A 24299-nucleotide genomic window follows, 5' to 3' on the forward strand; every position below is an offset into this window, starting at 1 on the left:
GGATCGCTAGCAGATTCCGATGCGGGGCCCGTCCCGGATCGCATGCTGATGCTTGCGAAGCGGTTGCAGGCGGCCTTGGATGACAGAATTCGGAAAGCAAATCCTCTGCATTCTAACCTCCGTTGCAAGAAAGGATGACGACGTGCGCGACCTGCGGGGGCTGCATATTCTGATAGTTGAAGACGAATGGACGATGGCGGGAGATCTTGCGCGGTTTTTCAGCAATATGGGCGCCATAATCCTTGGTCCCGCTGCAACCGTCGAACAGGCTTCCAAACACACCGGGACGGCCGAAGCTGCAATCCTCGACGTCAATCTCAATGGCCGACGCGTGTTTCCAATCGCCGATGAGTTGATGCGCCGGGGTGTCCCCTTCGTGTTCTTCAGTGGCGATGACGACATCGCCATTCCCGACCATCTCCGCTACGCCAGCAATCTGCGGAAATCCTCGGGCAGCCAGGCGGTGTTCAACGCACTCTTTCCCCCGCAGGAATCGGGGCGGGCGACCCCCGGACCGGACCCGTCCGACGACGTCTTCGCGCTTTTGCCCAAACTGCGACTTGCGGCGCGCCTTTTGCTGGGAGACGTCGACGCATCGGATCGGCTCGTCGAGAGGACGCTCGAGCAAGCGATCCGGGATGTCGACCGCAGACAGCCTGGTCAATCCACTGAAAACTGGCTCAACGGCATCATGCGAGAGATGGCGAAAACCCGCGGCGCAAACCTGATGCATTAATTTTACCCTCCCTCTCAGGCTGAAGTGCTAAGCCGCGGGGCCGTCATTGTTGACCACATCTCGACAACTGGGCCGTACAGATCAGCCGCTTGGCTTGCGTCATCAGCCCTTCTGATCGCGCTCGACGAATTTGTTGAAACGGCTGGCTTTCCCCTCCCCAGTCTTGGCCTGATACAGAAAGGCCAGATCGTTCTCGTCGAATATCCGGAAGAACTCGTCCCATTCGATGGGCTCGAATGCTTCCTCAGGCTCACCGAAGTCGATCCGCAGGATGCCGCCCTCGCCTTTTGTGCGCACCACTGCCGGCCGGCCGTCCCGCTCCTCGGCCCACTTGCGAATTTCGTCGTGGTCGGTGGTCGTTTGCGACTGAGACATTGAAATCTCCTTTGATCGGCGTTGCCCCATGAGACACGCGGGCTGTCGGGCGTCCTAACAGCACAAGGGCGTCAATGTTCCAGCACCGCGCCGTGATCGCGATGCCGGCCCAACGAAGTCCGCCAAAGGAACTTTGTTGAAGCAAGGGAACAAACCTTTTGCCGAAAAGTTCGGGGCGCCGAGGTTACTTGTCTGAGGAGTCGTCGTGAAACGCATATTGGTTACAGGAGGCTGCGGCTTCATCGGCCGGCATGTCGCACAGGAACTCGTCGAGCAGGATTATTCGGTTCGCATCCTCGATGCGCTGCTGGAGCAGGTGCATGCGGGCGAAGCCGTCGCGCTTCCCGCCGGGACCGAACTGATCAAAGGTGATGTCCGAGACCGGGAGGCGGTCGCCAGTGCGCTGGAAGGTGTTGACGCGGTCATTCATCTGGCGGCGGAAGTCGGCGTCGGACAATCGATGTACGAGATCGCGCGCTATGTCGGCGCCAATGATCTCGGCACCGCAACGCTACTTGAAGCACTGATCAAGCACCCGGTCGAACGGATCGTCGTCGCCTCGTCGATGAGCGTCTATGGCGAAGGGCTCTATGCAACGCCAGACGGCCGGCGCATCGACAATGCCCGGCGCAAGGCGAACGACATCAAAAGCGGGCAATGGAATCCGCTATCGCCAGAGGGAGCCCCCCTCTCGCCGCTGCCGACGGACGAAGAAAAGCCGGTCGATCTCGCCTCAATCTATGCGCTGACAAAATACGTACAAGAACGCGCTGTGCTGATCTTCGGCGAAGCCTATGGCATCGATGCTGTCGCGTTGCGCCTGTTCAATGTCTTCGGCGCCGGCCAGGCATTGTCGAACCCCTATACCGGCGTGCTGGCCAACTTCGCTTCGCGTCTCGCCAACGGCCAACGGCCAATGATCTTCGAGGATGGCGAACAGAAGCGCGATTTCGTCCATGTGCATGACGTCGCCCGCGCCTTTCGCCTTGCACTGCAGCAACGCCAGGCAAAGGGTCATGTCATCAACATCGGCAGCGGCCGAGCCTACGCGATCAGCGAAGTCGCACGATTGCTGGCCGAGGCCATGGGGACACCGAACCGCTCGCCCGAACTGCTCGGCAAAGCGCGCTCCGGCGATATCCGCAACTGCTTCGCCGATATTTCCAAGGCCCGTGAGCTGCTCGGTTTCGAGCCGGTGCGGCAACTGGAGAATTCGCTCGGCGATTTCGTTTCCTGGGTGCGTAACACGTCCGCCGTCGACCGCGGCGCCGACATGAAACGCGAGCTCGAAGAACGCGGGCTGGTGTCATGAACACACGCAATCGACGCGACGCGCCGGTCGCCATCGTCGGCGGCAGCGGCTTCATAGGATCGAACCTCGCCGACAGCCTGTTGTCGGATGGCGAACCGGTGCTGGTGATCGACAATCTCAGCCGTCCGGGCGTCCAGCAGAACCTTGAATGGCTGGCACAAAAACACGCCAGTCGCCTCACGGTGGAGACCATCGACGTGCGGGACGCCAACGCCTTGGCGCCGGCTCTGACGGGTTCAAAGGCAATTTTCCATCTGGCCGCGCAAACCGCCGTCACCACAAGCCTGGTCCAGCCGGGCGAGGATTTCGACATCAACCTTCGCGGAACATTCAACGTACTGGAGGCGGCGCGACTGAGCGGTGAGTGTATTCCTGTTGTCTTCGCCAGCACCAACAAGGTCTATGGCAGCCTGCCCGACGTCGCGGTCCGCGAGGACGGCGACCGCTATGTGCCTTGCGACAGCGTCATCCAGGCGAACGGCATCGATGAGGCTCGGGGCCTGGACTTCTGCACGCCCTACGGTTGCTCCAAGGGCGCGGCGGACCAGTATGTGCTCGACTACGCCAAATCCTACGGCATGCCGACGGCGGTGCTGCGGATGAGCTGCATCTATGGACCGCGCCAGTTCGGAACCGAGGACCAGGGCTGGGTCGCGCACTTCCTGCTCAGCGCGCTGACGGGACGCCGCATCACCATTTACGGTGACGGCAGGCAAGTGCGCGATATCCTGCATGTTTCCGATGCCGTCGCCGCCTACAGGGCCGTACTCGACCACATCGAGACGACCAAAGGCCAGGCATTCAATCTTGGCGGTGGCCCGGAAAATGCGCTCAGCCTGCGCACGCTGTTGAGCGAGATCCGTGGCCTGACCGGCCATGAGCTTTCAATCCGCCATGATGGCGAACGCACCGGCGACCAGCCCTTCTTCGTCGCCGACACCCGCAAGATCAAAACCGCGCTTGGCTGGATGGCCCAGGTTTCATGGCGCGAAGGCGTCCGCGACCTAGCCGACTGGCTGCAGCGCCACCGGCTCGAGCCTCACCCCGAAGCCGTGAGGTACGTCGCATGAAAATCGCTCTGGTAAACCCATTCTGGACCTACGATGACAGCATCTATTTCGGCTGCCGCCAACCACATCTGCCGCTGGAACTCGGCTATTCGAAGGCCCTGCTCGAAGCCGCCGGACATGAGGTGCTGATGCTGGATGGTCAGTTGCAGAAGCTCGACAATTCCGGTCTTTGCGAGCGGGTGGCCGATTTCGCCCCGGCAATGACTGTCGTCAGTACCGCGCCGACCTATCTGTTCTGGCGCTGCGCACCGCCGGAATTGCGCGTGCCGGCCGATTTCCTCAACCTTCTCGCCGGGCGCGGTGGACGCACGGTCGCCGTCGGGCCGCACGGCTCGGCCACGCCGGCGCCAACCTTGCGCAAGCTCGGCGTCGACATCGTCGTGCGCGGCGAATGCGAAGAAGTCGTCGAGCAACTTGCCCGGCGCGACGATTGGAGCGCAGTGCCCTCAACCGCTTATCTGCGGGATGCCAGGGTGGTTTCGAACGGCGGCGTCCACGCCAGCTCGTTTGTCGATCATCCACCCCTCGAATGGCCTGCGGACTGGATCGCAGCCCATTCGCACCACCATCACAGGTTCGATGACAATCAGGTCGGGTTCGGCGCGGAAGTCGAGGCATCGCGCGGCTGTCCCTACAATTGCAGCTTCTGCGCCAAGATCGATTTCCGTGATGCCTATCGCCGTCGAAACCACGAAGCGGTGGTCGCGGAGATCGATCGGCTGATTGCCCAAGGTGTCGGCTACATCTACTTCATCGACGAAATCTTCCTGCCGCAAAAAGCGTTGCTGGAAGCCTTGGTCGATCGCAATGTGAAATTCGGCGTGCAGACCCGCATCGATCTGTGGAAGCCCGAGCTGCTGGAATTGCTGGGCGCCGCAGGCTGCGTCTCCATTGAAGCAGGGCTCGAAAGCCTGACGGTTGAAGGCCGGGCGATGCTGGCCAAGCGCTGCCGGCTGGGCACCGAGGAACTTGCCGCGCTGCTCGTCGATGCTAGACGTCACGTTCCATTCGTTCAAGCCAATCTGATCGGCGTGGTCGAGGATGATCCCGCCCTGGTCGAGCACTGGCGAACCCACCTGATCGACCACGGCGTATGGGCCAATGAACCTGTTCCGCTTTATCCGTATCCGAGTTCGCCCAGCTATCGCGAGCTTTGGGGCGAACCCGACGACCTTGCCTGGGAGCGCGCCCATGACCACTATCTCGCATCCTTCCAGAAATTCAGTGACATCCAGGAGAAGCGGCCCCGGCCGCTGGCGGAACTGGAGGCGACATGTTGCGGACACTGACGCCGCGCTCGCGGCGCATCCTGATGACCGTCGATGCCGTGGGCGGCGTATGGCGCTATGCGCTTGATCTGGCAAGGGAACTTGTGAACGGCGGCGACAGTGTGGTGCTTGCCGGGCTCGGTCCCCAGCCGACGAGGCAGCAGGCTGCGGAGGCAGAGGCTTTCACCACGCTGATCTGGTTGAACACGCCGCCGGATTGGATGACCCACAACGGCGGCGACCTGGATGCGCTACCGCGAGAATTGCTTGCGCCCATGCGCGACCACGCCATCGACCTAGTCCATTTCAACGCGCCGACGCAGGCGGCGGGATTCGATGCGCCGTGCCCAGCCGTGGCGGTCTCCCATTCCTGCGTGACGACATGGTTCCACGCCGTCAGGAAACAGGCAGTGGATGGCGCATGGGCCTGGCAGAAGGAGCGCAACAGGCGTGGCTTCAATCGGGCCGACGCAGTCATCGTGCCGAGCCGCAGCCACGCCGACATGCTTGAGACCTGCTACGGCCCGATCGCGCGTCTGAGTGTGGTGGGAAATAGTGCCAGTCCGGTGCCGAAGGCCGAAAAGCGCCAACCGCTCGTCTTCGCCGCTGCCCGCTGGTGGGACGAGGGGAAGAATGCGGCGGTGATCGACCAGGCCGCGTCGCTGACGCGATGGCCCGTCTTTGCCGCCGGTTCGATGCACGGTCCGAACGGCGGGCGTACCAGCTTCAGCTATGCTGTTCCCCTGGGAGCACTGCCGTCTCACGAGGTGCGCTCCTTGATGGCGCGCGCCGGCATTTTCGTGTCGCCGTCGATCTATGAGCCATTCGGTCTGGCCGCGCTGGAAGCTGCCATGTCGGCGACGCCCCTGGTGCTTTCCGACATCGCAACCTATCGCGAACTATGGGACGGGGCCGCGATGTTCTTTGACGCGCGCAATCCGCACGACCTCGCTGCCGGCCTCAATCGTCTTTCCAGCGATGCCGAACTCAGGCGAGAGCTCGGCCAGGCAGCGATGCGGCGGAGCCGCCGGTTTACACTGGCCAGGCAAGCGGCAGCCATGCGAGGCGTCTACGACAAGGCGGCCCTGGCTATGGCGGGGCGTTGACCATGCGCTTTTTGTTCTACACCCACTCGGTCGTATCCGACTGGAACCACGGCAATGCCCATTTCCTGCGCGGTATCATGCGGGATCTGATCGCGCGCCAGCACCAGGCAGTCGCGCTGGAGCCGTCCGACGGCTGGAGCCGTTCGAACCTGTTGGCCGAGAAGGGATCCTTCGCCATCGAACGCTTCCGCAAGGATTTCCCAGAGTTGATGCCGGTTACCTACGATGCCGGGTTCGATCACGAGGCCTGGATCGCCGAGGCCGACGTTGTGATCGTTCATGAGTGGACGGATCCGGAGCTTGTCGCACGCATCGGCCGGGCCCGGGCCGCTGGCGGCAACTTCATCCTTCTGTTTCATGACACCCATCACCGGGCCGTATCGGCGACCGAGGCAATCTCGGCGCTACGGTTGGAGCACTATGACGGCGTCCTCGCCTTTGGCGAAGCGTTGCGCGAGAGCTATCTGCGCGCCGGCTGGGGCAAGCGCGTCTTCACCTGGCATGAAGCCGCGGACGATCGCCTGTTCAAGCCGCACCCAGGAATCCATCCCATGTCCGATCTGGTCTGGATTGGAAACTGGGGCGACGATGAGCGGACTGCCGAACTCAAGGAATTTCTGATCGAGCCAGTACACGATCTCGGTCTCGAGGCCACTGTTCACGGCGTACGCTATCCCAAGTCCGCACTTGCGGACCTGGCCGCCGCCGGACTGCGCTATGATGGATGGATCGCCAATGCCGATGTGCCGAAGGCGTTCGCCGCGCATCGTGTCACCGTTCACATCCCACGGCGCCCCTATCGTGAGGGATTGCCTGGAATTCCGACGATCCGGATGTTCGAGGCGCTCGCCTGCGGCATTCCGCTGATTTCAGCACCCTGGTCCGATGTCGAGCAGTTGTTCAGGCCCGGCGTCGACTTCCTGTTTGCGGAGAACGGCTCTCAGATGCGGCAACACTTGCGGGCGGTATTGGCCGATGCGGATTTCGCGGCTTCCCTGGTGACTTCGGGCCTCGAGACCATTCGCTCCCGGCATACCTGCCAGCACCGCGTTGACGAGCTGTTCCGCGTGCTCACGGCATTCACGACCGAACATACCATCAACAACACCACCGCAAAGGAAGCCGCCGCATGAAGATGGCATTCTACGGATCGAGTCTTTTGTCGTCCTACTGGAACGGTGCCGCGACTTACTATCGCGGGTTGCTGAAGGCGCTTTCCCAATTGGGCTACGAAATCACCTTCTATGAACCCGACGTCTACGACCGGCAGAAGAATCGCGACATCGAGGCGCCTGACTGGTGCACTGTCGTCGTTTATGAAGCGACCCAGCACGCGCTGATGCAGGTCGCGGCACGTGCCGCCAGCGCCGACATCGTCGTCAAGGCGAGTGGCGTCGGTTTCGAGGACGAGGCGCTGCTGCGCGCCGTTCTCGACCACGCCCGCAGTGACGCCTTGGTGGTATTCTGGGACGTGGACGCTCCGGCAACCCTTGCCCAGTTGCGCGACGAACCGGACCATCCGCTCCATAGCGCCCTGCAAGAAATCGACCTTGTGCTGACCTATGGAGGCGGCGACCCCGTGGTATGGGCCTACCGTGCCATGGGGGCGAACGAATGCGTGCCGATCTACAATGCGCTCGATCCCCAAACGCATTATCCGGTCACCAGCAATGCGCGTTTCGCTTGCGATCTGGCGTTCCTTGGCAACAGGCTGCCGGATCGTGAGGCACGGGTCGAAGCGTTTTTCCTCGATCCCGCATGCCAGCTGCCGAAACAGCGTTTTCTGCTCGGTGGATCGGGCTGGGGGGACAAGCCGCTTCCCGCCAATGTCGGCTGGCTCGGTCACGTCGGCACCCGCGATCACAATGCCTTCAACGTCACACCCAAGGCGGTTCTGAACATCAGCCGCGACAGCATGGCCGTAAACGGTTTTTCACCGGCCACGCGTGTCTTCGAGGCGGCCGGCGCCGGCGCCTGCCTCATCACCGATGCGTGGCTGGGCGTGGAACTGTTCCTGAAACCAGGCGAGGAGATCCTGGTGGCGCGCGACGGCGGCGATGTCGCCGAGATCATGTGCTCGCTGACCTCCAGTCGGGCAAAGGCAATCGGCCAGGCCGCACTTTGCCGCGTGCTGGCCGATCACACCTACGCGTTGCGGGCGGACGTGGCCGATGCAGTCTTCAAACGTCACTTCGAGCAGGGGACCGTGGAGGCAGCGGAATGACCAAGCAATTGGACATCGTCTTTCTTGGCCTGTCGCTGTCCTCATCCTGGGGAAACGGCCACGCCACGACGTTTCGAGGCCTGCTGAAAGGTCTGCACGAACTCGGCCACCGCGTGACCTTTCTGGAGCGCGAGGTGCCGTGGTACGCAAACCACCGCGATCTGCGCGATCCGGATTTCTGCGCCTTGCGCTACTACGAAACCACCGCGGAGTTACAACGCGACTACGCCCGGTGCCTGGAGCAGGCCGACATCGTCGTCATCGGCTCGTTCGTGCCGGAAGGGCGCGTGGTCATCGACATCGTCGCTTCACTTTGCAAAGGGCGCTTCTGCTTTTACGACATCGACACGCCGGTGACCGTGGCGCAGCTTTCAGCCGACGATTGCGATTATCTGAGCTGGCGGCAGATTCCTTACTTCGACGTCTACTTCTCGTTCACCGGCGGGCCGATGCTTGGCCGTCTGGTGGAGGACTTCGGCGCGCGCCGCGCCGAACCGCTCTACTGCTCGGTCGACCCGGAACGGCACCACCGGACCGGCGATCCGATCCGCTGGGATCTCGGCTATCTCGGCACCTACAGTGCCGACCGGCAGGCAACGCTGAACGCGCTGCTGCTCGAGCCCGCACGGCATATGCCGGACCGGCGTTTCGTCGTGGCCGGTTCGCAATACCCATCCGACATCATCTGGCCGGACAATGTCGAACGTATCGAACATCTGCCGCCCGCCGATCATGCCGCGTTCTACAACCGTCAGCGCTACACGCTGAACGTCACACGCAGTTCCATGATCGCCGCGGGATGGTCGCCCAGTGTGCGCCTGTTCGAAGCGGCTGCTTGCGGCACGCCCATCATCAGCGATCGCTGGCCAGGGCTCGACAGCTTCTTTCCCGCTTCCGCGATCCACACCGCCGGGGAAACGGACGATGTCGTCGAGATCCTCTTCGGCGAGCCCGAGCGCACACGCCTCGCCATGGCCCGCCGGGCCCGCGAACGCGTCCTCGCATCCCACACCGGTGCGGCCAGGGCCCGCGAATTCGTGGCGGCGTTGACACAGCCAAGGGCGGCGGCCCTCGATTTCGACATCGGAAGCGCAGCATGACCAGCAGACAGGAGAAAACGGCGATGCGACAAACACGAAACGCGCGAAGGGCAAAGGCAGTGCTTGTTGCCGGCGGTGCGGGATTCCTCGGTTCGCATCTTTGCGAAACATTGCTCCGCAACGGCTGGCGCGTGATCTGCGCCGACAATTTTCTGACTGGGCGCATGGAGAACATCATCTCGATCATGGACCATCCGGGTTTCCGGTTGATCGAGCAGGATATCTGCCGGCCATTGGATCTCGGCGAGCCCGTGGAGCGTATCTTCAACCTGGCATGCGCTGCCTCGCCGCCGCGTTACCAGGCCGACCCTATCCACACCACGCGAACCTGCGTGATTGGAACGCTCAACCTGCTCGAACTCGCTGTCCGATATGACGCGCGGCTGCTACAGGCCTCGACGAGCGAAGTGTATGGCGATCCGGAACAGCATCCCCAGAGGGAGGATTATGTCGGCCACGTGAACTGCACCGGTCCGCGCGCCTGCTACGACGAGGGCAAACGCACCGCCGAAACGCTTTGCTTCGACTATCTGAGAGCCGGCAAAGCCGACGTGCGCGTCGCGCGCATCTTCAACACCTACGGTCCGAGAATGGATCCGGCGGACGGCCGCATCGTCTCGAACCTGATCATGCAGGCGCTCGAGAAACGTCCCCTGACGATCTTCGGCGACGGCTTGCAGACGCGATCCTTCTGCTATGTCTCCGATCAGATCGATGGATTGCGGCGCCTGATGGATATCGATCCCAATCCAGGCAAGCCGGTCAATCTGGGCAATCCCGGAGAATTCACCATCGTGCGACTGGCTGCGTTGGTGAAGGCGATGACGGGTACCAAATCGGATCTGAGATTTCTACCGCTGCCGCAAGACGATCCTCGGCGCAGGCAGCCCGATATTTCGCGTGCAAAAGCGCTGCTCGGCTGGACGCCGAAGGTGCCCCTCAACGAAGGGCTCAAGCTGACGATCGATTATTTCGCAGCTCTCGAAGGCAGCCGCATCGGCGATCAGATGACGGGCTTTGCCAAAAGAGCGAGGCCCGCACCCGGAGGGCTGCAGAACCTTCCGGCGTGATGCGAGATGGTACCGAACCTTTCCCGAGATCGTGCGGAACATCCGCCCAGGCTTGTGGTTTGGCAGGAGGACCCGATACGGAGGATCACCCTCATGCAACCCAAGCGCCCCTCGAGGGATATCGACCAGATGGCCGAACGCGAGACCGCTGCCTATCTGCGGCGCGCCTCGATTACCTATCTCGAGTGCTGCGTCAGCCTGATGATGACGCATCTGCAGCGCGAGGAAGTGGCCACTATTCTCGAGCAGGAAGCAGACATGCTGCGAAGGCTGGACTGATCGGAACGATCATATCCGGCATTCGTCCAGGAACCGTATCAGCGGCATCCTATATCGGTCTGCCATCTCGGCCAGCCTTGTTTTTTCCCCGCCGTTTTCGGATTGCGCAGCCGTGCTCCAGAGCCCGAGTTGGAATGCCAAATAGCATGGTTCGAAAAAGCCGATGTGGTCACGGTCGATGGCAAGTTCCATTCCCTCGACCAAGGTCCTCACATCGCTGTCGGACAGTCCATACTCGACGCGGGCGCCGGCAATGTCCCACTCAATCGGTTGGCAGCCGATCAAATCATGTGCCCGGCAGTGGTCAACAGCATCTGTCTTGAGCACCGTGCCATCTGCACGAACGAGAAACTCCCACGGTTGAAGCTTTCCGTCGATTTCAACGCGCTGCAGCACATGCGCGGAGGTCGGTTTCGAGAGCCAACCGCGCAACGTCGCTGCGCGTTTCTCGCCCATGGCTTCCGAGGCATTGGAAACAGCCATCTCCGCGAGCGCAAGCAATGATGCACCCGGTTCGCAAGTTCGAAGATTGAGCGCACGCCAGGTCAGGTAGTTTGTGAGCTCCGCGATCAGTCTTTCCCTGGGCAGCGGCGCCTGATCCATCGTGCTGCCGTCAATCCACCGTTCAACCAGAAAGCCATGGCAAAGCGCGACAACTTGCGATCCGAAGCCGGCTTCATGCAACATCGCCGCGGCTCGTTTCTTGCGCAGTCCGGTTTCGCCGAGGCCGGCGAATTTGACGAGCCAGCGGTCACGCCCTGCGGACGCCAGGAATTTACGCCGCTCGGTACCGCGTGGGCTCGGCGGCCAGCGTCCTTCGTCGGCATAGTGGGCGGCCCGCCACTCGCCACCAGATAGTTCGGTCAGGTTTAATTCCGGCCTGCCGACCGCCTCGGCCACCCAATCGCGCAGCGTGGGAATTTTCGAGCTTTCGGAGAAGGTGCATTCAAACGCCGTCGCCACATGTTTCGGACAGCGCGACCACGTTTCCCGAGCCTCCGGCGACGCTTCGCTGCCCGGGCCGCCTGAATGGCTGGGAAACAGGTGAATGCGGTCCGTATCGACATCCAGTTCACGCAGCCAAACGACAACGGCATGCATCGAACTGCCGGACAGGCCGGGACCCTCGTCGACAACGGCGAAACGCGCCGATGGATCGTTCTTCCAGGCGGTGATCGACCGCGGATCGGCGTTGATGTGCCTGTGGAAGGGATGGCCGATCGGACGAACGCTGAATGGCGCCGGCGCGCCAATCGAGGCCGCCACCATAGCTGCGAGCCCAAGGCCAATGCTGCGGACACCGATAACGCATGTGTTCGCATCGAGCCCCGACTTCTGCGCCGCGTCCAAATAGCTTTCGGGATAAAGCGCATAATGCGCATAACCCTCAGCGGAGCCGGTCAGAACCTCGGCCTGACAGTCGAGCCCGGCCAGCAGCTTGAGAAGTCCCGGATCGATGCCACCGCCAACGTTGAAACCGCTTCGCCACGACTTCGCTACCTCGGCGGCAAGCCCGACCAGCAGCCTGGCGCCTTGCTGTTGCCGTGGCGAAAAAATGTCGATGCCGCAGGTTTCGAAATCGACGTCGGCAAGCGCCTGAACCAGCTCCGACACGCTGATGAACAGTCCGACCAATGCAGCATGGCGTCGGATGCCATGAGACATCCGATCAAGTCTTACGGCCATTTCGCCTGCTGCTTCGCGAAGCTGTTGTGCGTCCTGCGTCCGCTTGTGGTCGCCGTAGACGATCATCGATCGGTTTCCAATGCTTGCCGTGCGGGAACGCATCGGATGCGGCTTCGATCCATGCTGTCTCGCGCAATTTTTCGATGGGCGGAGGAACATTCCGGCAAGCTGATGGTTCGGCGCCAGGAACTTACCTTTGAACAACATAGGGTGGCGGTTTCGTGGGATCGAAAAAGGTTCGTGTTGGTATCGTTGGGGTCGGCAATTGCGCATCCTCCCTGGTGCAGGGCCTCTCGTTCTATCGTCACGCTAAAAGCAACGAACCAATCCCTGGGCTGATGCATGCCGACCTCGGCGGTTACCATGTCGACGACATCGAGATTGTCTGCGCATTCGATGTCGCCAAGAGCAAGGTTGGCCTCGACGTCGCGGAAGCGATCTACGCCGCCCCCAACAACACGTTCCGCTTTGCCGACGCCATGACAACCGGCGTTCGCGTCGAGCGCGGACCGACGCTGGACGGGATCGGCAAATATTTGCGCGACGAGATTGAAGAAGCTCCCGAGCCGGCTGCCAATGTCACCGAGATCCTGCGTGACAGCAGCGCTGACGTGCTGGTTTCCTACCTGCCGGTGGGTTCCGAGGAGGCGACCTGCTTCTATGCCGAATGCGCACTCGAGGCCGGCTGCGCCTTCGTCAATTGCATACCGGTCTTTATCGCCTCACGTCCGGAATGGCGACGGCGCTTTGAGCAGCGCGGGCTGCCGCTGGTCGGCGACGACATCAAGAGCCAGGTCGGCGCGACCATCGTGCATCGGTTGCTAGCCAATCTCTTCCGTGAACGCGGCGTACGCATCGACCGCACCTATCAACTGAATTTCGGCGGCAACACCGATTTTCTCAACATGCTGGAACGCGAGCGGCTGGAATCGAAGAAAATCTCCAAGACACAGTCCGTGGCCAGCCAGTTCGATGTTCCCCTGGAGCCGGGCAACATCCATGTCGGCCCGAGCGACCATGTGCCTTGGCTCACCGATCGCAAGTGGGCCTATATAAGGGTCGAAGGCACGACCTTCGGCGGCGTGCCGCTCAATGCCGAGCTCAAGCTGGAGGTCTGGGATTCGCCCAACTCGGCCGGCGTGGTGATCGATGCGGTACGCTGCGCCAAGCTGGCGCTCGATCGCGGCATAGCTGGCGCGCTGACCGGTCCCTGCAGCTATTTTATGAAGTCGCCTCCGGAACAGTTCACCGACGCCGAAGCGCGGCAGCGCACGCTCGCTTTTATCGCAGGCAAGGACGAGCCTTTGCTCGATGCCGCAGAATGACGACGACCTTCTTTCTGATCCGCCATGCGGCACACGAAAATGTCGGCTCCTATCTGGCAGGCCGTATGGACGGCGTTTGCCTCGGCGATGCCGGTAAGGCGCAGGCAACGCAGCTTGGCTGCCGCATGGCCCGGGAGCCCATCGTCGCGATCTTGTGCAGCCCGCGCGAGCGTACCCGAGAGACGGCGCTGCCAGTTGCGCTCGCCTGCGGTGTCGGAGAAATCGCGATCTGCGCCGAACTTGACGAGATCGACTTCGGCGACTGGTCGGGAAAGACTTTCGATGAACTGAATGGCGACGCCAGCTGGCGAGCCTGGAATGATCAGCGGCAAGTGGCAAGGACACCGAGTGGCGAGACCATGCACTATGTCCAGCAGCGCGTCGTCGCGGTGATGAATGCTGTCCACGAGAAGCATCAGAATCAGTGTGTCGCCCTGGTCAGCCACGCCGATGTGATCAAGGCCGCCGTCTGCAAGGTCCTTGGCTTGCCGGCCGGCGACTGCTTTCGCTTCGACATTGATCCCGCTTCGATCACGACGATCGTGTCGGGGGACTGGGGGGCGAAGCTGATCCGATTGAACGAAGTTGCCTGACGAGGATTTGCCGGATGCAGATGGTCATTTTCGGTCTTACCGTCACGTCTTCATGGGGCAACGGCCATGCCACCTTATGGAGGGGACTGATCCGAGCCCTCGCCCGGCGCGGCTGGTCCGTTACCTTCTTCGAACGCGACACGCCCTACTATGCCGGAGCGCGCGATCTTGATCGCCTGGACGGCGGCAACGTCGTGCTCTACCCGGACTGGGAGGACATCCGCCGGGTCGCGGAGCAAACAGTCAAACAATCGGATGTCGTTATCGTCACCTCTTATTGTCCCGACGCCGTGGACGCCTCGCGGCTGGCGCAGCAGGCAGGCCGCGGACTGCGTGTGTTCTACGATCTGGACACGCCGGTCACGCTTGCCCGCATCGAACAAGGTGAGCGTCCACCCTATTTCGGCCCTGAGGGTCTTGCCGATTTCGACCTCGTCCTAAGTTACACCGGCGGCTCGGCGGTCGACGCGCTGAAGACGGTTCTGGGTGCGCGCCATGTGCTGCCGCTCTATGGGCACGTCGATCCCGACCAACACCGGCCGGCAGAGAAGCGGGCCGAATTCGCCGGTGATCTGTCCTATCTCGGGACCTACGCGGCGGATCGCCAGGCCGGCGTCGAAAAGCTTCTGGTCCGCACCGCCGCGCGTCTACCGGATCAACGCTTCATCATCGGCGGCGCACAGTATCCGCAGGAATTCCCGTGGGGCGACAACATCTTCTTCGTCAGGCATCTGCCACCGGCCGATCATCCGGCGTTTTTCTCATCCTCCCGACTGACGCTGAATGTCACCCGCGAGGCGATGGTGCAAAAAGGCTGGTGTCCTTCGGGCCGGTTGTTCGAAGCGGCGGCATGCGGGGTGCCGATCATAACCGACACCTGGCCTGGCCTGAGCAGCTTCTTCGAACCCGGCAGCGAGATCCTGCTGGCCCACGACACCGATGACGTGGTCGCGGCGCTCGCCTTGCCGGCAGATGAACTCGATGCCATCAAAACCCGTGCGCGCGAACGGGTTCTGGACGAACACACTTCTGCCCGGCGCGCGGCGGAGCTGGACCACATTCTAAACGACGCCTTTCAAAGATCTCCCCGCGAACCGATGATGGAAGCAGTCTGATGTTGGGCATTGTGCCCGCTGCCGGGCGCGGCAGCCGCATTCAACCGCTCGGCTTCTCGAAAGAGCTGCTGCCGGTAGGCAGTCGGATCGATGGACAGACGGAGCGTCCCTGCGCGGTGAGCGAGTACCTGGTGCGGCGGATGGTGCGCGCCGGCGTCGACAAGATCTGTTTCATCATCGGATCGGGCAAATCCGACATTCTCGAATATTACGCCGCCGGCTATGGTGACGCTGCCGCTCTGTTCGTGGTGCAGCCCAACCCTGTTGGACTTTGCGATGCGATTTTTCGGGCAGCGCCTCTCGTCGCGCCCGACGAGACGGTTTTGATTGGTTTGCCCGATACGATCTGGTTCCCCGAGGACGGCTTCTCCTGCCTGCCGGATAGTTCCCTATCGTTTCTGCTCTTCCCGGTGGACCGCCCGGAATTTTTCGATGCCGTGGTTCTCGACGAGGGAGATCGGGTGAAGGAAATTCAGGTCAAGCGGCAAGACGCTGCCACGAACTGGATCTGGGGGGCGTTCAAGATGCCGGGCCGGATCTTGCACCAGCTCGCTGCACTCTGGCGTGAACGGGACCGGCGTGACGAATATATCGGCACCCTGATCAATGCCTATCTGGCTGCCGGCGGCGAAGCCTACGGTGTCAGGGCCGGAGTCTCCTACGTCGATGTCGGCACCTTCAACGGCTATCGCACGGCTCTTCGGCTGCTCGAAGAGGGCGTCGCATCCGAACAACGCCAAACCGCCATGCTTGTGGGTGGAGCACACCCGCATGTGCCTGTCGTTCCCGGCGAAGGAGCCTGACCATGCTGCATTCCCATGCCGAAATCCGCCGCCGTATCGATGCTCTCGGCCCATGGTTCCACAACATGGAACTGGCCGGTGTCGAAACCGCTCCCAACCATTTTCTCGGCAATTACCCGCTGATCAAATGGCGCAAATTCGCCGAGGCCATTCCCGCGGATCTGACAGGCAAGACGGTGTTGGACATCGGCTGCAATGCCGGCTTCTATTCCATCGAGATGAAACGGCGAGGTGCTGCCCGTGTCCTCGGCATTGATTTCGATGAGGCTTATCTGGCGCAGGCCCGCTTTGCCGCCGAGATCGCCAATTGCGAGATCGAATTCCAGAAACTGTCGGTCTACGACGTCGGCGCCCTGCGCGAAACATTCGATATCGTGCTGTTCATGGGGGTGCTTTATCACTTGCGCCATCCGTTGCTTGCGCTCGACCTTATCCGTGAGCATGTCGCCGGTGATCTGATGATCTTCCAGTCCATGCAGCGCGGCAGCACCGATCTTCCCGAGATGGAAGAGAACTATCATTTCTGGACGCATGACCTGTTCGACCGGCCGGAATTTCCCAAGCTCCATTTCATCGAGCACCGCTATGCCGACGACCCGACCAACTGGTGGATACCCAATCGAGCCTGCACCGAAGCGATGCTGCGCAGCGCCGGTTTCGAGATCGTTCTGCACCCCGAGCAGGAGGTCTATTTCTGCCGGGCCGCAGGCGACCCGGCCAGTGGCGGTCCCGTCTACCCCTCGAAAGGACAGCGCCATGATTGAAGCCGCGATGATCTGGAACGAGCCCAACAACAAATCGCATTGGGATCCCGAGCTCGACCCCGACTGGAGCCGCTTCGCCAGGATGGCAATCCTGGCGGCGGACGCAATCGCATCTGAAAACCCGGCTTTGACCAAAGTGCTCGGTGGCATCTCGCCGATAGACCCGGGATTCATCACCCGCATGAAGGAATTCGGCGTGCTGGATCATGTCGACGCCGTCGCCGTGCACGGCTTTCCGCTCGACTGGAACCTGTGGCAAATCCAGGAATGGCCGCAGAAGATCGGCGAGATCGCGACCGTCACCGACCTTCCCATCTGGGTCAGCGAAGTCGGCGTATCGACCTTCGGCGCCGAGGAAATCCAGGTCTGGGGGCTCAAGCGAACAGCTGAATTGCTGCTCGGCAATGCACCACGCGTCCAGTGGTACAGCCTCTACGATCTTCCGCGTGAATGGGAAGCAACGACGCGTCACCGCGAAGCCGAAGGCTCCTCTTATTACCGTCATTTCCATATGGGGCTGCTGCGCCAGGACGGCACGCCAAAGCCCGCGCTGGAGGAATTCCTGCGCTATACACCCGCAATGGGACTGGTGCAGTGGTTTCATTTCGAAGATCCGCGGCTGGACGACGCCGTCGCCTGGATGAAGCGGCTGGGTGTCACCAATATGCGTACCGGGCTTTCCTGGGCAGACAGTTTTCGGCCGAATGCGCTGGACTGGTTCGACCGGCAGATGGAAGCACTCGCCGATTTCGACGTGACGGTCACCTTCTGCTTCACACCTCAGCATCGCGGAATGATGCCCCACCACACCAGCCCGCCACTTGTGCCGGAGGAGTTCGCGGAATTCTGCTCAACCATGATCCGCCGCTATGCGCCTGGCATGACATCCGCCTCGCTCCCCACGCGGCGGGCCTCGGCCGCGTGAAATCGTCATGCTGCCCATGCATCAGATGCCGGACTGCGCAACACCACTGACAGGTGGGGATGCGGCGCAGGGCACCGGGACGCAACCGGCCGCGACACTCACCGTCCTCAATGTCGCCTACCCTCTCGCGCCCGTCGGACCCGACGCTGTCGGCGGTGCCGAACAGGTTCTGTCGATGCTCGATCGGGCATTGGTTCACGCCGGCCATCGATCTATCGTCATTGCTTGCCGTGGCTCCAGCACGAGCGGCACGCTTGTGGAAATACCGGCCGAAAACGGCATGCTCGACGAGGCGGCGAAGCGCCGCGCGCAAGAGGCCCATCGCAAAGCGATCGCCGCTGCCCGCACCCGATGGCACATCGATGTGGTTCATCTGCACGGCATCGATTTCGACGCTTATCTGCCCGACGATGGTCCTACCTTGGTGACCCTCCACCTGCCGTTGGATTGGTATCCGGCCGCGGCATTGCGCCCGACGCGTGGCGACCTCTGGCTTCATGCGGTCTCGCCCAGCCAGCAGAAAACCGCGCCATCAGGCGCCAGGCTGACGGCACCGATTCCGAACGGCGTCGACATCCAAGCACTGAACCTGCCGCAGCCGAAGCGCGACTTTGCCCTGGTTCTGAGCCGGGTTTGCCCGGAGAAGGGCATTCACCTGGCGCTCGATGCAGCCAAACTGGCAGGCGTTCCGCTGGTCGTCGGCGGTAAGGTCTATCCCTACGAAACACATACGCGGTACTTTCGCGACGAGGTCCAATCTCGCCTCGATGGCCGCCGCCGCTTCCTTGGCCCGCTCGGCTTCACCGCCAAGCGACGCTTTCTCAACGCAGCGCGCTGTCTGGTCATTCCGAGCCTCGCAGCCGAGACCAGCTCGCTTGTGGCCATGGAGGCCCTCGCCTGCGGGACCCCGGTAGTCGCCTTTCCAAATGGTGCGCTTCCCGACGTCATAGAGCACGGCAGAACGGGCTTTCTCGTCGACACGGTCGACGAGATGGCCCAAGCCATTCTTGCGGCGCCCAGCTTGGATACCGAGACATGCAGGGCCGAAGCGCGACGGCGATTTTCGCTGGAACGGATGATCTCGTCTTACATGGATGCCTATCAGGCGCTGGCACAGCTTGGCACTGGTCGCCGGCGCTTGGCTGCGACGCCGTGAGCAAAGCGGTGCTGCGCTGCGAAATCATCGGTGACCCCGCGCAGTTCGACGCCTTGACGCCGCACTGGTGGAAACTGTGGCAGCAGAGTCCCTCGGCGACGCCGTTTCAATCTCCCGCCTGGCTGGTGCCATGGTGGCACGCATTCGCACCCGGTGAACTGGCGACAGTCGCGGTCTGGCGCGGCGGCGATCTGGTCGGGCTGGCGCCGCTCTATCTCGAGCACGGGACGGCCGGTTCGAAGCTGCTTCCGGTCGGCATTTCGCTCAGCGACTATCTGGACATCCTGGCTGTCCCTGGGATCGAAGCCGAGGTTGTCGGCATTATCAGCGAGTCGATCTTCTCGATCGGGTGGGCGCAATGGATCTTGTCGGACTTGCCGCAGGACAGCGTCGCCCTTGCGATGAAGCATCCCGAGATGGATCGGCCGACCGCCCATGCCGCCTGCCCCGTGCTCGCCATCGCCGGCGACGAAACGCTGGCAGGCTGCGTCCCCGCAAGACGCAGACGCCAGTTGCGTCGGGCGCGCCAGGCCGCATCAAGATGCGGCCGGATTGCGCTGTCATCGGCAAGCGGCAGTCCGCAAACCTTCCTCGATCAATTGATCCGCCTGCACAATGTGCGATGGGCCGAACACGGAGGGGGGGTGTTGGCCAACCCCGCCGTCGAGCAATTCCATCGGCTCTCGCTTCCCTTGCTCGATGCTCATGGTCTGGTGCGATGCTGGCTGCTCGCGATCGATGGCAGGACCATCGGTGCCTATTACGGATTTCACCACCGCGGCCGTGCCTACGCTTATCTGGGCGGGTTCGACCCTGCTTATGCCGAGGAGAGCCCGGGCGCGATCCTGATTGGCCACGCAATCGCGGAGTCGATCCGCGAAGATGCGCGCGAGTTCGATTTCCTGCGCGGCCGGGAGGCCTACAAATATGGCTGGGGCGCCGCCGACAGGTGGACGATGCGCAGGGTCTGGACGCGGAGTTGACCCATTGAGTGTAACCGCACCGAAAGGCGCCCAGCGCCGGACATCGGTCAGGCTGGCGGTTGAAGACTGCATGGCCGACGGTATTTGCGCCGAAGGTGTTCTCGTCAGGCTGGCGCTCCACCTGCCGCCCACAATTGGGGCAGCGGAATTGGCGGAGGTCGTGCTGAAAGTCCGTCCGGCGGATACCGGCGACGCGGCAAGATTGCGGAAGGTCGCCGGACTGCTGCGCTGCAAACCAGACGTCTTTGCCATGTTGCGAGCGACGGGCGGCGCCGTTCGCCATGAGCGCAATGAGGACGAGACGAATGCCGCTGTCGTCATGCGGCTGGCGTCCAGCTTCGATGCCGCGGCAGCGATTTCGGGAGCCGCGAGTGTCCAACTGGCATCCCTCGGCGATGAGGAAAGGCTCACAGCCACGACCAACGAAATCGTCGCATGGCTGGAAGCCCGAGAATTCACCGGAAGGGAACGGAGCATTCTCGACATCGGTTGCGGCATCGGCCGTTTCGAGCGTGCGCTGTGCAAATCCTTCAAGCGGATGGTCGGTATCGATATATCGTCGCGAATGATCTCCATCGCCTCAGAGCAATGCGCCGCACTCGGCAATGTCGAGTTACGACAAACCTCCGGTCTCGATCTGGCCGATTTCGACGATGCCAGTTTCGATTGCGTGCTGGCGGTCGACAGCTTTCCCTATCTGGTTCTGGCCGGCATGGCAGAGCGGCATTTCGAAGAAATTGCGCGCGTTCTGAAACGGCCGGGCTGGCTCGCCTTGCTGAACTATTCCTATCGCGGATCGCTTTTCTCAGACCGCGACGATATCGGCCGTCTGGCGCAAGCTCATCAATTGCGGGTCCTCATCGACGGTGAGAAGCCGTTTCGATCATGGGATGGCAACGCTTTTTTGCTCGCTCGGTGAGACGGAACATTACAGCACGATGCCAGTTCGGACGTCGAGCAAAGGGCACCAACGAGTGTCCTCGATTCGAAGGAGGAGCGCGGGCTGGACGGCAATCGGATCAAGTCCGATGGATTACGCCGCTAATCGATTGCCGAAGGACTGAACGCCACCGCGCGGGCCTGTGGTCCGCGGGGCGACGAAGGAGCAAGGAAATAAACCTGTGCAAGGGTCCGCCGGTCAGCTTCTCGGCGGTGGACACAGGCTTGTAATGCCGGGCGCTTATCACCACACTACGATCAAGGGACCGCTATCAAGAGAATGTGATGTCTCGTTCGAGCGACGATACCGCGGATCCGCATGTCGAGATGGCGGTGGATCGGGAGATTGCCTCCCTGCTGGCAGCCATAGAGCAGGAAAAGATTCCGGACCGCCTCACCAAGCTGGCGATCGAATTGCAGAACGCGCTCGTCGAGAAGCGTCGGCGCGACGCGAACAACTGACTATCTGCGGCTGTCGACCTCGACGTCGAGCTGACCGTCCGACAGCTGGTTTCTCCTCTCCATCAATGTCTCCAGCGAACTCTCCCCTAGGAGTTCAAGGATGTTGGCGCGCGCACGGTTCAGGCGGCTTTTGACCGTCCCGACCGCGCAACCGCATATGTCGGCGGTTTCCTCGTAGCTCACTCCCAAAACGCCGATCAGCATCAGCACCTCGCGTTGGTGTTCAGGCAGTCTTTGAATGGCGCCGTGAACTTCCCTGCTCTGAACGGTCCATTCCTGGGTGGCTTCCGAAATTGGTCTCGAAGAGGCGCAGTCGAGCAGGCCTGGCGCCTCCCGGGCAGCGATCTTGACCCGGGTATAATAGGTGTTGCGCATGATGGTGAAGAGCCACGACTTCATTCGCGTACCGGGTTCGAACTTGTCGATGTTGGCGAGACCCTTGGTCAGTGTCTCCTGCACGAGATCGTCAGCATCGTCGGGGACGCGGCAGAAGGTGCGCGCGAATGCCCGCAGGGCGGGTATCAGGTCAACGATGGAAACTTCATTGGTTTCCTGGTCGGCCAAAAGGCAGCCTCCGGATGACAATGGTCCAGCTCCCAGCAGAAAGAGTGTGTGAACGCAGCCTCAGCTAAATGCATGGAAGTTTGGTTCGTTCCTCTTGCTGGAGACAACTCTTCATAATTCTTCGCGGGCGGAGATGTCTGTCATGCGATCGGCGCATACCATCGCCGCAGCAGCGACGCCTCCTTCGACAGTGGTATCTAACAGCGTCCGCTTTTTTACGGGAACAAAGCCGTTCACCGGCAGTTTGATGGCTTGCCACTTCAACCTTCCAGTATCGATCGAGGACCTGTCATGGCCAAATCCGCTCGCCCCTCCGCTCGCCAATCGGCAAGTGGACTGGATCAGAATAGCGCGCGCGGAAATGGCGGCGAGTTGCACCAGATCGCGGGAGACGACACGCCTGTCCTTACCACGGCGCTCGGAACGCCTGTCTCCGACGACCAAAACACATTGCGGATCGGTGAACGCGGACCATCGCTGATCGAAGACTTTCACTTTCGCGAGAAGATTTTCCACTTCGACCACGAACGCATCCCGGAACGGGTCGTCCATGCCCGCGGCTATGGCGCGCATGGTTATTTCGAGACCTACGACTCACTGGCCAAATACACACGTGCCGACATTTTCCAGCGAGCTGGTGAAAAGACGCCGGCATTCGTTCGTTTCTCGACGGTTGCCGGCAACAAGGGCTCGTTCGATCTCGCCCGCGACGTGCGCGGCTTTGCGGTCAAGCTCTACACCAAGGAAGGCAATTGGGATTTGGTCGGCAACAACATTCCGGTCTTCTTCATCCAGGACGCCATCAAGTTTCCCGATCTGATCCACGCCGCCAAACAGGAGCCCGACCGTGCTTTTCCGCAGGCACAGACGGCGCACGACAATTTCTGGGACTTCATCAGCCTGATGCCGGAATCGATGCACATGGTGATGTGGATCATGTCGGATCGCGCCATCCCGCGTTCCTTCCGCTTCATGCAAGGCTTCGGTGTGCATACGTTCCGCCTCGTCAACGCCAAGGACGAATCCACCTTCGTCAAGTTCATCTGGAAACCCAAGCTCGGCATGCAATCGGTGGTCTGGAACGAGGCGGTCAAGATCAACGGCGCCGATCCCGACTTCCATCGCCGCGATCTGTGGGAGGCCATACAGGCCGGCAATTTCGCGGAATGGGAGTTGACGGTGCAACTGTTCGATCAGGCGTTTGCCGACAGTTTTGACTTCGATATCCTGGACGCAACGAAGATCATTCCCGAAGAGGTTCTCGAACCAATTCCGGTCGGTCGGCTGGTGCTCGACCGGATGCCGGATAATTTCTTCGCCGAGACCGAGCAGGTTGCATTCATGACGCAGAATGTGCCGCCCGGAATCGACTTCTCCAACGATCCGCTTCTGCAGGGCCGCAACTTCTCCTATCTCGATACCCAATTGAAACGACTGGGCAGCCCGAACTTTACCCATCTGCCGATCAATGCACCGAAGTGCCCGTTCGCCCATTTTCAACAGGACGGGCACATGGCCATGCGCAATCCGGCCGGGCGCGCCAACTATGAACCGAACTCATGGGGACTGGGACCGCGCGAGGATCCGCAGCGTGGCTTCCGTTCTTTCGCCGATGTCGAACAAGGGCAGAAAGTACGTCTGCGCGCGGAGAGCTTCGCCGATCACTACAGCCAGGCCCGGCAATTCTTCAACAGCCAGACACCACCGGAGCAGCGTCACATCGCAATGGCGCTGACGTTTGAACTGAGCAAGGTCCAGGCCCCGGCGATCCGCGAACGCATGGTTTCGCATTTGTTGAACATCGATGAAACGCTGGCGACCACGGTCGCCGACAAGCTCGGCATCCGTGACATGCCCGAACCTGCCGAAGCCGCCGTTCCACCGCGCGATGACTTGCCGCCGTCGCCGGCGCTCAGCATCATCCAAAACGGGCCCGACAGTTTCGAAGGCCGCAAAGTCGGTGTCATGCTCAGCGATGGAGCCGATGTCGCGCTGTTCGAGGAACTTCGTTCCGCCATCGAAGCGGAAGGCGCGGTGATGGAGGTGGTTGCGCCCAAGGTGGGCGGCGTCGAAGCCGCCGACGGCACCCACATCGAGGCAAGGCACATGATCGACGGCGGTCCATCCGTTTTGTTCGACGCGGTGGTGCTGCTCCTCTCCGAGGCGGGCGCCGAGCTACTGGTCACGGAGGCCGCTGCGAAGGATTTCGTGTCTGATGCGTTTGCGCATTGCAAGTTCATCGGCTTCACCTCCGGGGCCGAGCCGCTCCTGATCAAAGCAGGCGTCGCTCCCGATGCCGATGAGGGGCTGAGGCGGCTGGATTCGGCAGCTTCGGTAGCTGCGTTTGTGCAGTCATGCCGCAAACTGCGGCTCTGGGCGCGGGAGGCGGCTGTCAAGCTTTGATGCGATGGCGTCAGCTGTTTCCGTTGGCGCGTCCGCACTCT

24 protein-coding genes are annotated in these 24299 nt (G+C 61.7%); 21 read left to right on the plus strand and 3 right to left on the minus strand.

Going from position 1 to position 24299, the window contains the following annotated elements; all coding sequences use genetic code 11:
* The first annotated feature begins 79 nt into the window (after nt 1-79).
* The gene (locus AC0NIL_RS27575; RefSeq protein ID WP_473541575.1) at nt 80-736 is read left to right on the plus strand and encodes a response regulator; all 657 of its coding nucleotides are present in this window, start codon (nt 80-82) and stop codon (nt 734-736) included.
* A gap of 102 nt (nt 737-838) precedes the next feature.
* Here AC0NIL_RS27575 and AC0NIL_RS27580 read toward each other — a convergent pair whose 3' ends face one another.
* On the minus strand, nt 839-1111 hold the full coding sequence (locus AC0NIL_RS27580; RefSeq protein WP_063170158.1) for a hypothetical protein: 273 nt from the start codon (nt 1109-1111) through the stop codon (nt 839-841).
* 205 nt (nt 1112-1316) lie between these two features.
* Here AC0NIL_RS27580 and AC0NIL_RS27585 point away from each other — a divergent pair, with 205 nt between their 5' ends.
* The 9 genes from AC0NIL_RS27585 (at nt 1317) to AC0NIL_RS27625 (ending at nt 10540) form a co-directional block, all read left to right on the plus strand.
* A complete protein-coding gene (locus AC0NIL_RS27585) occupies nt 1317-2423 on the plus strand; it encodes an NAD-dependent epimerase/dehydratase family protein (protein ID WP_473574037.1) in 1107 nt (368 codons plus the stop codon).
* Nucleotides 2420-3493 carry an NAD-dependent epimerase/dehydratase family protein gene (locus tag AC0NIL_RS27590; protein WP_473574039.1) on the plus strand — a complete coding sequence of 358 codons (1074 nt, stop codon included), beginning with the start codon at nt 2420-2422 and terminating at the stop codon, nt 3491-3493. Before AC0NIL_RS27585 ends, AC0NIL_RS27590 begins: the two co-directional genes overlap by 4 nt.
* Nucleotides 3490-4782 carry a TIGR04295 family B12-binding domain-containing radical SAM protein gene (locus tag AC0NIL_RS27595; protein WP_013533194.1) on the plus strand — a complete coding sequence of 431 codons (1293 nt, stop codon included), beginning with the start codon at nt 3490-3492 and terminating at the stop codon, nt 4780-4782. Before AC0NIL_RS27590 ends, AC0NIL_RS27595 begins: the two co-directional genes overlap by 4 nt.
* Nucleotides 4767-5867 carry a glycosyltransferase family 4 protein gene (locus AC0NIL_RS27600; RefSeq protein WP_473574040.1) on the plus strand — a complete coding sequence of 367 codons (1101 nt, stop codon included), beginning with the start codon at nt 4767-4769 and terminating at the stop codon, nt 5865-5867. Before AC0NIL_RS27595 ends, AC0NIL_RS27600 begins: the two co-directional genes overlap by 16 nt.
* A 2-nt stretch (nt 5868-5869) precedes the next feature.
* Nucleotides 5870-7000: a CgeB family protein gene (locus tag AC0NIL_RS27605; protein WP_275953912.1), complete on the plus strand. Its 1131-nt coding sequence runs from the start codon at nt 5870-5872 to the stop codon at nt 6998-7000.
* Entirely contained in the window at nt 6997-8091 is a 1095-nt protein-coding gene (locus tag AC0NIL_RS27610; RefSeq protein WP_013533197.1) for a CgeB family protein, read from the plus strand. The genes AC0NIL_RS27605 and AC0NIL_RS27610 overlap by 4 nt, the downstream gene beginning before the upstream one ends.
* Nucleotides 8088-9191 carry a CgeB family protein gene (locus tag AC0NIL_RS27615; RefSeq protein ID WP_275953913.1) on the plus strand — a complete coding sequence of 368 codons (1104 nt, stop codon included), beginning with the start codon at nt 8088-8090 and terminating at the stop codon, nt 9189-9191. The genes AC0NIL_RS27610 and AC0NIL_RS27615 overlap by 4 nt, the downstream gene beginning before the upstream one ends.
* A gap of 23 nt (nt 9192-9214) precedes the next feature.
* A complete protein-coding gene (locus AC0NIL_RS27620) occupies nt 9215-10261 on the plus strand; it encodes a UDP-glucuronic acid decarboxylase family protein (RefSeq protein WP_013533199.1) in 1047 nt (348 codons plus the stop codon).
* 93 nt (nt 10262-10354) lie between these two features.
* Nucleotides 10355-10540 (plus strand): hypothetical protein, encoded by a 186-nt coding sequence (locus AC0NIL_RS27625; RefSeq protein ID WP_013533200.1) that lies wholly within the window; start codon nt 10355-10357, stop codon nt 10538-10540.
* A 9-nt stretch (nt 10541-10549) separates the two neighbouring features.
* Here the strand turns inward: AC0NIL_RS27625 and AC0NIL_RS27630 are convergent, their stop codons facing one another.
* Nucleotides 10550-12499 (minus strand): hypothetical protein, encoded by a 1950-nt coding sequence (locus AC0NIL_RS27630; RefSeq protein ID WP_473574041.1) that lies wholly within the window; start codon nt 12497-12499, stop codon nt 10550-10552.
* On the opposite strand from AC0NIL_RS27630, the gene AC0NIL_RS27635 reads away from it, so the two are divergent.
* From AC0NIL_RS27635 to AC0NIL_RS27680, 10 genes are all read left to right on the plus strand, one after another.
* Complete coding sequence (locus tag AC0NIL_RS27635) at nt 12448-13551, plus strand: inositol-3-phosphate synthase (protein ID WP_275953915.1); 1104 nt, start codon at nt 12448-12450, stop codon at nt 13549-13551. The two genes, AC0NIL_RS27630 and AC0NIL_RS27635, sit on opposite strands and share 52 nt — an antisense overlap.
* Nucleotides 13548-14144, plus strand: a complete 597-nt coding sequence (locus AC0NIL_RS27640) for a histidine phosphatase family protein (protein WP_473574042.1) — start codon at nt 13548-13550, stop codon at nt 14142-14144. Before AC0NIL_RS27635 ends, AC0NIL_RS27640 begins: the two co-directional genes overlap by 4 nt.
* A gap of 14 nt (nt 14145-14158) precedes the next feature.
* A complete protein-coding gene (locus AC0NIL_RS27645) occupies nt 14159-15259 on the plus strand; it encodes a CgeB family protein (RefSeq protein ID WP_127368127.1) in 1101 nt (366 codons plus the stop codon).
* Nucleotides 15259-16062, plus strand: a complete 804-nt coding sequence (locus AC0NIL_RS27650) for a sugar phosphate nucleotidyltransferase (RefSeq protein WP_024502357.1) — start codon at nt 15259-15261, stop codon at nt 16060-16062. Before AC0NIL_RS27645 ends, AC0NIL_RS27650 begins: the two co-directional genes overlap by 1 nt.
* Before the next feature lie 2 nt (nt 16063-16064).
* Nucleotides 16065-16826, plus strand: a complete 762-nt coding sequence (locus tag AC0NIL_RS27655; RefSeq protein ID WP_013533206.1) for a TIGR04290 family methyltransferase — start codon at nt 16065-16067, stop codon at nt 16824-16826.
* Nucleotides 16819-17751, plus strand: a complete 933-nt coding sequence (locus AC0NIL_RS27660) for a glycoside hydrolase 5 family protein (RefSeq protein ID WP_027164026.1) — start codon at nt 16819-16821, stop codon at nt 17749-17751. The genes AC0NIL_RS27655 and AC0NIL_RS27660 overlap by 8 nt, the downstream gene beginning before the upstream one ends.
* 7 nt (nt 17752-17758) lie before the next feature.
* On the plus strand, nt 17759-18907 hold the full coding sequence (locus AC0NIL_RS27665; protein ID WP_275953916.1) for a glycosyltransferase family 4 protein: 1149 nt from the start codon (nt 17759-17761) through the stop codon (nt 18905-18907).
* A complete protein-coding gene (locus tag AC0NIL_RS27670; RefSeq protein WP_275953917.1) occupies nt 18904-19890 on the plus strand; it encodes a GNAT family N-acetyltransferase in 987 nt (328 codons plus the stop codon). Before AC0NIL_RS27665 ends, AC0NIL_RS27670 begins: the two co-directional genes overlap by 4 nt.
* A 4-nt stretch (nt 19891-19894) precedes the next feature.
* Nucleotides 19895-20809, plus strand: coding sequence for a class I SAM-dependent methyltransferase (locus tag AC0NIL_RS27675; RefSeq protein WP_064993463.1), 915 nt, complete (start codon nt 19895-19897; stop codon nt 20807-20809).
* 305 nt (nt 20810-21114) lie between these two features.
* Nucleotides 21115-21291 (plus strand): hypothetical protein, encoded by a 177-nt coding sequence (locus tag AC0NIL_RS27680; protein WP_013533211.1) that lies wholly within the window; start codon nt 21115-21117, stop codon nt 21289-21291.
* On the opposite strand, the gene AC0NIL_RS27685 is transcribed toward AC0NIL_RS27680, so the two are convergent.
* Entirely contained in the window at nt 21292-21855 is a 564-nt protein-coding gene (locus AC0NIL_RS27685; RefSeq protein WP_013533212.1) for a sigma-70 family RNA polymerase sigma factor, read from the minus strand.
* A gap of 291 nt (nt 21856-22146) precedes the next feature.
* On the opposite strand from AC0NIL_RS27685, the gene katE reads away from it, so the two are divergent.
* Complete coding sequence (gene katE, locus AC0NIL_RS27690; protein WP_275953918.1) at nt 22147-24258, plus strand: catalase; 2112 nt, start codon at nt 22147-22149, stop codon at nt 24256-24258.
* Nucleotides 24259-24299: the final 41 nt, after the last annotated feature.

The organism is Mesorhizobium sp. WSM1343, from assembly GCF_055901535.1.